Annotated in this window: 10 protein-coding genes; 9 read left to right on the top strand and 1 reads right to left on the bottom strand. The window is 62.3% G+C overall.

Translation table 11 applies throughout. From position 1 onward, the window contains the following. Nucleotides 1-241: 241 nt before the first annotated feature. The 9 genes from KGZ89_08135 to KGZ89_08095 all read left to right on the top strand — a co-directional run bounded on the left by KGZ89_08135 (nucleotide 242) and on the right by KGZ89_08095 (nucleotide 6,050). The gene (locus KGZ89_08135; protein ID MBS3974816.1) at nucleotides 242-523 is read left to right on the top strand and encodes a hypothetical protein; all 282 of its coding nucleotides are present in this window, start codon (nucleotides 242-244) and stop codon (nucleotides 521-523) included. Between the two features lie 68 nt (nucleotides 524-591). After that, the gene (locus KGZ89_08130; protein ID MBS3974815.1) at nucleotides 592-825 is read left to right on the top strand and encodes a hypothetical protein; all 234 of its coding nucleotides are present in this window, start codon (nucleotides 592-594) and stop codon (nucleotides 823-825) included. Then, nucleotides 819-1,163, top strand: a complete 345-nt coding sequence (locus KGZ89_08125) for a type II toxin-antitoxin system PemK/MazF family toxin (protein MBS3974814.1) — start codon at nucleotides 819-821, stop codon at nucleotides 1,161-1,163. Before KGZ89_08130 ends, KGZ89_08125 begins: the two co-directional genes overlap by 7 nt. A 306-nt stretch (nucleotides 1,164-1,469) precedes the next feature. After that, nucleotides 1,470-2,558 carry a MarR family transcriptional regulator gene (locus KGZ89_08120; GenBank protein MBS3974813.1) on the top strand — a complete coding sequence of 363 codons (1,089 nt, stop codon included), beginning with the start codon at nucleotides 1,470-1,472 and terminating at the stop codon, nucleotides 2,556-2,558. Continuing rightward, a complete protein-coding gene (locus tag KGZ89_08115; protein MBS3974812.1) occupies nucleotides 2,542-3,411 on the top strand; it encodes a hypothetical protein in 870 nt (289 codons plus the stop codon). Before KGZ89_08120 ends, KGZ89_08115 begins: the two co-directional genes overlap by 17 nt. Before the next feature lie 99 nt (nucleotides 3,412-3,510). Beyond that, nucleotides 3,511-4,539 (top strand): winged helix-turn-helix transcriptional regulator, encoded by a 1,029-nt coding sequence (locus KGZ89_08110; GenBank protein MBS3974811.1) that lies wholly within the window; start codon nucleotides 3,511-3,513, stop codon nucleotides 4,537-4,539. 5 nt (nucleotides 4,540-4,544) lie between these two features. Next, a complete protein-coding gene (locus tag KGZ89_08105; protein MBS3974810.1) occupies nucleotides 4,545-5,297 on the top strand; it encodes a hypothetical protein in 753 nt (250 codons plus the stop codon). Nucleotides 5,298-5,478: 181 nt separating this feature from the next. Then, complete coding sequence (locus KGZ89_08100) at nucleotides 5,479-5,712, top strand: hypothetical protein (protein MBS3974809.1); 234 nt, start codon at nucleotides 5,479-5,481, stop codon at nucleotides 5,710-5,712. Further along, entirely contained in the window at nucleotides 5,706-6,050 is a 345-nt protein-coding gene (locus KGZ89_08095) for a type II toxin-antitoxin system PemK/MazF family toxin (protein ID MBS3974808.1), read from the top strand. Before KGZ89_08100 ends, KGZ89_08095 begins: the two co-directional genes overlap by 7 nt. 109 nt (nucleotides 6,051-6,159) lie before the next feature. On the opposite strand, the gene KGZ89_08090 is transcribed toward KGZ89_08095, so the two are convergent. Then, nucleotides 6,160-7,596, bottom strand: a 1,437-nt coding sequence (locus KGZ89_08090) for a leucine-rich repeat domain-containing protein (protein ID MBS3974807.1), incomplete at its 5' end; no start/stop codon positions are given.

The following is a 7,596-nucleotide window of genomic DNA, read 5'->3' as shown; positions in this document are numbered from 1 at the left end:
GCCATTTCCCTGCCCGGCGGCGATCGGAGCCGCAAAGGTACTAGACATTAAAAGAATCCCCGCTAGCAACACCGACACAGTACGAACTTTCTTCCTCATTGATTTTTTCGCCCCCTTTAAAAATTACTCTTCAACAACCATTTCCGCGCAGTTATCTCTTCGCCTTACGATTGGAAAAAGTCGCCCTCCCAAAAAGAACATGTCATAGCCCCGCCCCGCGCGTCAATGCTTCTATCGCTTAATGTTTCTGTTAATTTTGTGTGTTACCCCTGAGTCAACTCATAAGCAAACGGCATCGCTTAGTGTTGAAGATGAGGCAAGGCTCACGCTTACCGCCAAAGGCAGATACCTGCTGGTCGCGAGGGTGCGGCAGTTTTTCGTGAGCGTGAACAGCGTTCGCGACCAGGCAAGAGAGTCTTTACCCGCCGAGGAGCGGAAGTGCCCGTTCTCCACGATCGCTGGCAGCACCACATCGGTCGAATGCTTCTGCGTAGCGCCTCATCTGCGGCTCACGCGATTCTGACGAGCTGATGCACGCAAGTCGCAGCCCAGGCCGTTGCGTCGGCATCCAGCTGCGGTTATACTCCGAGTATGAAGACCGCAATCTCCATACCCGACGACGTGTTCGAGGACGCTGAGGCGCTCGCGCGTGCGACCAAGCAATCGCGCAGCCAGCTCTACAGCCGCGCCGTTCGCGAGTACGTCGCGCGCCACGCGCCCGACAGCGTCACGGCCGCGCTTGACACCGTCTGCGCCGAGCTCCCACCGGACACGGGCTTCACGACTGCTGCGGCCCGGCGCACGCTCGAGCGGTCCGAGTGGTGATCGCTCAGGGCGAGGTGTGGTGGGCAGATCTCGGCGAGCCCGCTGGATCGCAGCCTGGATACCGGCGTCCTGTCGTCGTGGTCCAGGGCGACTCGTTCAACCGCAGCCGCATCGCGACCGTGGTCTGTGTCCCGATCACGAGCAACCTGCGGTGGGCGGAGGCCCCCGGCAACGTTTTGCTCGACTGCCCTGACACCGGTCTTCCCAAGGTCTCGGTGGCGAACGTCTCGCAGCCGGTGACCCTCGATAGGGGCGCACTCACCGACAGGGTCGGCGTGCTACCAGAAGCCAAGCTCGAGCTCATCCTGTACGGGCTCGACATCGTGCTGGGGCGTTAGAGGCATCCGGGGGAGCCTATTAGCTCGGTACTGCGCACCATCCTCGGAAGCGAAGTCGATCTCGTGATGGTCGGCGCGCTCAAGAATCGATACATTCGCGACGATGTCAATCGGACGAAGCAGCAGCTCTATGCAGCGTGAACCGCGTACGTACCTCGCCTCGATCACAGGGGCTCGGAGCGGCAGTGTGTCGTGTTGCCTGAAGAGTGGCTGTTGTACGCGTCGCACAACATATGGTGATGAGACAACAGGCCTGATAGACAATTTATATTGACAAAAGTGTTGTCTGAAACTACTGTGTTGCGTATGTTGGATAACACGGCATACCCAGACAACACACCGACCCCGTTCGAGGTTCAGCGAAGGCTTCAGGAGAAGCTACCCCGCACCTGGCGGCTCGACCTGCAGCAGACTGAATCTCAACGGGGCCCTGACGCAATTCTAGAACTCCGGGCGCCTGATGGTCGACGCACGACGATACTCGTCGAGATCAAGCGCCGGTTGGACCCGGTGGCGGTGCCGCGCGTGCTCGAACAGATGCGCGCCTGGGCTGGCTGGTCAGCGATGGGCAGACCGCTGGAAACGCTCCTCGTGGCGGCGCCCTATCTGAGCGAACGCACTCGTGACAAACTGCGCGAGAGCGCCCTCAACTACCTGGATCTCACTGGCAACACGTTCGTGGCCATCGAGGACCCGGCGGTCTACATACGGACGCAGGGTGCGGTGAAGGATCCCAACAGGGCGACTCGGCCGATGCGATCCCTGCGCGGGATGAAGACGGCCCAGATTGTGCGCACTCTGGTCGATGTTCGTCCGCCGCTCGGCGTTCGACAGATTGCGGAACTTGTGCGGACGGACCCCGGCAACGTGTCCCGGGTGCTGGAGCTCTTGGAGCGCGAGGATCTGGTTCGGCGAAGTCCGCAAGGCGGCGTGCAACAAGTCGACTGGGCCGAGCTTCTCAGGGCGTGGTCTCGCGACTACTCGATGACGGGTTCCAACAGATACGCGACCTACCTCGATCCCCGCGGACTCCAAAGCTTCCTTTCGCGCCTGCGGTCGCTTCCGAGCGGCATGCGTTACGCCGTCACTGGCTCGCTGGCCGCAGCTCGGCGCGCACCTGTTGCTCCTGCGCGGCTGGGCGTTGCCTTCGTGGATGATGCCGCCGCCGCTGCTGATGAACTGGGCTTAGTGCCCGCCGAGGCAGGCGCAAACGTGATGTTGCTGGAGCCCAAGGGCGACTTCGTGTTTGACCGGTCGACGACCGATGAAGGGGTGTGCTACGTCGCCCCGAGCCAAGCGGTTGCAGATCTGCTCAAGGGCTCTGGCAGGAACCCGTCTGAAGCCGAGGAGCTGCTGGAATGGATGAGAAGGAACGAAGATGTCTGGCGCGCCTGATGCCGAGTACATAGTCGCGCGCACCGTTCTGCTCGACGCCCTTGAGGCGCTCGGACCCCACCGAGAAGCGGCTGTCCTGGTCGGTGCCCAGGCCGTCTACATCCACACAGGCGACGCAGGTCTTGCCGTTGCTGAGTCCACCACCGACGGCGACTTGGCGCTCGACCCGGCGCGAGTTCCCGAGACCCCGGAGATCGCCGCTGCCATGCGGAGCAAGAAGTTCTTCCGAGATGAGAAGGCGAGCGGGCCAGACATCGGCATCTGGTCATCGCTTCGCGAAATCGACGGCGTCCCGGCGATCGTCAAGGTCGACCTGCTCATGCCCGAGGCAGTCGGCGGAGGGGGTCGCAGAGCAGCCCGGGTGAAGGGCCACGAGGAGGGATCAGTGCTCAAGGTTCGCGGCCTCGAGGGATGTCTGGTCGACCGCACTCCACACGTCATCGCTGCACTCGATGAGTTCGATTCCCGCGCATTCGAGATCATGGTCGCCGGTCCAGCAGCGCTGCTGGTCAGCAAGCTCATCAAACTGAAAGAGAGGACCGCCGAGTTCGAAGCCGGCGGGCGGGACCGACGGAAGAACAAGGACGCTCTGGACGTTCTGCGAATTCTGCGTGCTGCGGACGCCAAGGAGCTGGCAACTACGCTACGTGCCCTTGGAGCTGAAGACGTGTCGGCCGAAGTAACGCGAGAGGCGATGGAGGCTCTGGGTGACCTCTTTGGCACAGCCGATTCGTCGGCAAGTCAAATGGCGGCGGACGCGGCATTTCCCGAGCCGAGGGAGATCATCGCCGCCTCCTGCGCCGCGCTCGTCGGGGACCTCGTTAGCGCTCTGAATACGGGTGAAAGTATGTGATGTGCGGTGAATCCCTACCGATGATCCCCCTCGACATGGGCACGTGTCCCTGAATAACATGGGGTTGCACACTAACATTCTGCGTGTTAGTGTGCACACATGATGTTATCGTCAGCGGAGAAACGCGACATTCAAGAGGGGCTGATAGCGGCGACGGAATCCTATGTCGCCGAGACCATGCACGTGACGCTTGAGCTGTCGCCATGGCCCAGTGCAAAGACCCTGCCGCCGTACCTTCGCAACTCCTATCTCATCTTTCAGGGGCGTCTGGGTGACAGGCGAGCGCTCTGGCTCTTCGCGCGCGATGAGCCAACCCCCGCCGCAATCGAGAAGCACACGTCCTCGCTGTTAGAGCGCTGGCCGGAAGCTCAAGTCGTTGTGTTTGAGAGGCTGCCCTCCTACGCGCGGCGGCGCCTTATCGAGCGCGGCATCGCCTTCGTGGTGCCCGGGACACAGCTCTACCTGCCGGACTTCGGGGTCGACTTCCGATCCCGTGCCCGCCGGCCCACTGAGGTCCGCGACACGCTGCGCCCATCTGCTCAGGCCATGCTGCTCTACCTGTTGCTGCGCGGAGCAGATTCGTCGATCCCCCGAACGGCTAGTGAGCTTGCGCCGGTTCTTGGCCAGACCCTCATGACCGCCAGTCGAGCTGTGGCAGAGCTGGATTCCCATGGGCTCGTGAGCACGCGCAGGGAGGGTCGCACTAAGGAAGTGCATCTCAGCCGAGGGCGTCGTGCGACGTGGGAAGCGGCGCAAGACGTGCTGCAAAGTCCCGTCAAGCGACGACTTGCTGCCGTCGAGGACCAAGTGGCTGCGCACTGTCCCCTGATCGCTGGCCTGAGTGCCCTGTCGCGCCGCTCGATGCTCGCCGAACCGAGTGCTCGGACCTACGCGGTGTCTCACAAGACGGCACAGTCACTGGAGCCGGAGGTCACCATTACGTCTTCGAACCTCGCGGTGGCCGATGAGCCGGGGATGGCTGTCGTCGAAGTCTGGACATATGACCCGCGTCCACTGGCTGTCGCCAACATTGTAGATCCGCTCTCACTGTACCTCTCACTTCGCGAGGATGTGGACGAGCGAGTCGAAGGAGCGCTCAGACAAATGATGGAGGAGTTTTCGTGGTAGGAGGAATGGCGCGGTTCCGTGACCACTTCAGTGCGTACGCTGACCGGTACGTGCTCATCGGCGGTGCAGCGGTGGACATGCTGATGGACCGGGCGGGAATCGACTTCAGGCTGACCAAGGACCTCGACGTTGTCCTTCTCGTCGAATCACTTGACGCCGAGTTCGGTGCAACGTTTTGGGAGTTCATAAGAGCTGGCGGCTACGAGCATAGGCACAAGAGCTCGGGCGCACCCTGCTTCTACCGATTCCATTCGCCATCGGATGGCAGCTTCCCCTACATGATCGAGCTGTTCGCGCGACGCGACGGGCTTATCCAGCTACCCGCCGATACAGTCATCGGACCCCTCCCGGTCGATGAGGAGGTCTCGGGCCTGTCCGCGATCATGTTGGACGATGACTATTACAACTTCGTGCGTTCCGGTGCGGAGGTGGTGGAGGGCGTGCCGCTCTTGGGCGCTACGCACCTGATTCCGTTGAAGGCCCGTGCGTGGCTCGATCTCACGGATCGGCGAGCACGCGGTGAGCATGTTCAGAGCGATCAGATCAAGAAGCACCGCGCAGACGTTGTGCGCCTCTACCAGTTGGTCTCTCCGGAAGAGCGAGTGCAACTGCAGGCGAGCATTGCAGAGGACCTCGCCGCGTTTCTCGAGCGCGCCTTCGTCGATGGCTACGATCCGGGGCGTGTTGGCGTTCAGCGGACAACAATCGGCGACGTGACAACAGCGCTGCGTGAGGTATACGGCTTGGACGGCGTATGACACCGGGGCAAAATCAACGAGAAAGGTAACGTGCACCTGTGCTTTGAAGGCGATTCCGCCGTGGTGCCACGCAGGTGTCGGGGAGCCGCGGTTTGCGGCTCACGCGATTCTGACAGGCTGATGCACGCAAGTCGCAGTCTCGGCCGTTGCGTCGGCCTCCGGCTGTGGTTATACTTCGGGTATGAAGACCGCAATCTCCATACCTGACGACGTGTTCGAGGACGCTGAGGCGCTCGCGCGTGCGACCAAACAATCGCGCAGCCAGCTCTACAGCCGCGCCGTTCGCGAGTACGTCGCGCGCCACGCGCCCGACAGCGTCACGGCCGCGCTTGACACCGTCTGCGCCGAGCTCCCACCGGACACGGGCTTTACGACTACTGCGGCCCGGCGCACGCTTGAGCGGTCAGAGTGGTAATCGCTCAGGGCGAGGTGTGGTGGGCAGATCTCGGCGAGCCCGCTGGATCGCAGCCTGGATACCGGCGTCCTGTCGTCGTGGTTCAGGGCGACTCGTTCAACCGCAGCCGCATCGCGACCGTGGTCTGTGTCCCGGTCACGAGCAACCTGCGGTGGGCGGAGGCTCCCGGAAACGTCTTGCTCGACTGCTCTGACACCGGCCTTCCCAAGGTCTCGGTGGCGAACGTCTCGCAGCCGGTGACCCTCGATAGGGGCGCACTCACCGACAGGGTCGGCGTGCTACCAGAAGCCAAGCTCGAGCTTATCCTGTACGGGCTCGACATCGTGCTGGGGCGTTAGAGGCATCCGGGGGAGTCTATTAGCTCGGCGCTGCGCACCATCCTCGGAAGCGAAGTCGATCTCGTGATGGTCGGCGCACTCAAGAATCGGTTCGCGTTCCCTCGTGAGGTCAGTAACTGACCAGCACGCCTCGATCCCGTAACGTCGCGATGTCGTTCATGGCGGGTGAACCCGCTGTCAGGTCGAGATGGTTGCTGGAAAGACTAACATTATCGCCCCCGCCGAGACCCAGATTGGCGACGAGCGGCGAGAGGTCGGAGACCTGGTTCTCGGAGAGCCCCAGCTCGGTCAGGTTCGTCAGCCCCGCAAGCGGTGAGAGGTCGGAGATCTGGTTCTCGGAGAGCCACAGCATGGTCAGGTTCGTCAGCCCCACAAGCGGTGAGAGGTCGGAGATCTGGTTCTCGGCTAGCCCCAGCTTGGACAGGTTCGTCAGCCCCGCGAGCGGCGAGAGGTCGGAGACCTGGCTGCCGGCGAACTCCAGCCCGGTCAGGTTCGTCAGCCCCGCAAGCGGCGAGAGGTCGGAGATCTGGTTGTAGGAGAGACTCAGCGTGGTCAGGTCCGTTAGCCCAGCAAGCGCCGAGAGGTCGGAGACCTGGCTGCCAGAGAGACTGAGCTGGTTCAGGTTCGTCAGCCCAGCAAGCGCCGAGAGATCGGAAACCTGGCTCTCGCCGAGACTTATCTGCTTCAGGTTCGTCATCCCCGCGAGCGGCGAGAGGTCGGAGACTTGGTTGCCGGAGAGACTCAGGTCGGTCAGGTTCGTCAGCACCGCGAGCGGCGAGAGATCGGAGACCTGGCTGTCAGAGAGCCCCAGCTCGGTCAAGTTCGTCAGCCCCGTAAGCGGCGAGAGGTCGGAGATCTGGCTGCCGGAAAGCCCCAGCTCGGTCAGGTTCGTCAATCCCGCAAGCAGCGAGAAGTCGGAGACCGGGCTCTCGGGGAGAATCAACCCGGTCAAGTTCGTCAGCCCCGCAAGCGGCGAGAGATCGGAGACCTGGTTGCTGCTGAGATCCAGCCAGGTCAGGTTCGTCAGCTCTGCGAGCGGTGAGAGATCGGAGATAAGGTTTTCGTTGAGCCCCAGCTCGGTCAGGTTCACGGCATACTGGAGTCCTGTGAGATCGCTGATCCCGGCCGACTCCGCCCGAAGCTCGGTCAGTGTTGCCATGCCCTCCACCGTGATATCGCCGTAGTACTTGCCGAGTTCCTCCCGGACAGCGCTTTCCAGGCTCGCATCGGGGAATAGCACGACAGCCCCCGGCGGAAGGATACGCGGGACGAGCAGGACGGCGATGACGAGCAGGGCAATAGCGAGGATGACGAGTAACGGCAGTATCTTGCCTCGTAAGCTGCGCATGAGATCTCCTCGATTTTGTGCCAAGCACACCCATATTCCCACCATCGACCCGCTCAGAGATCGCGCTTGGCGAACAGCCGCGCTCCGATGGCGATAAGGATCACAGGATAGGCGGCGGCGTAAATCACCATCCATACACTCGGCGACTCCGCCGGGGTCAGGATGGAGCCCCCGCCTCCGCCCAGCAGTAACAGTCCC

The organism is Actinomycetota bacterium (assembly GCA_018334075.1).
GTDB lineage: Bacteria > Actinomycetota > Coriobacteriia > Anaerosomatales > UBA912 > JAGXSC01.
Note: the sequence above shows the minus strand (reverse complement) of the source record. Positions and strands in the feature narration are given on the sequence as shown.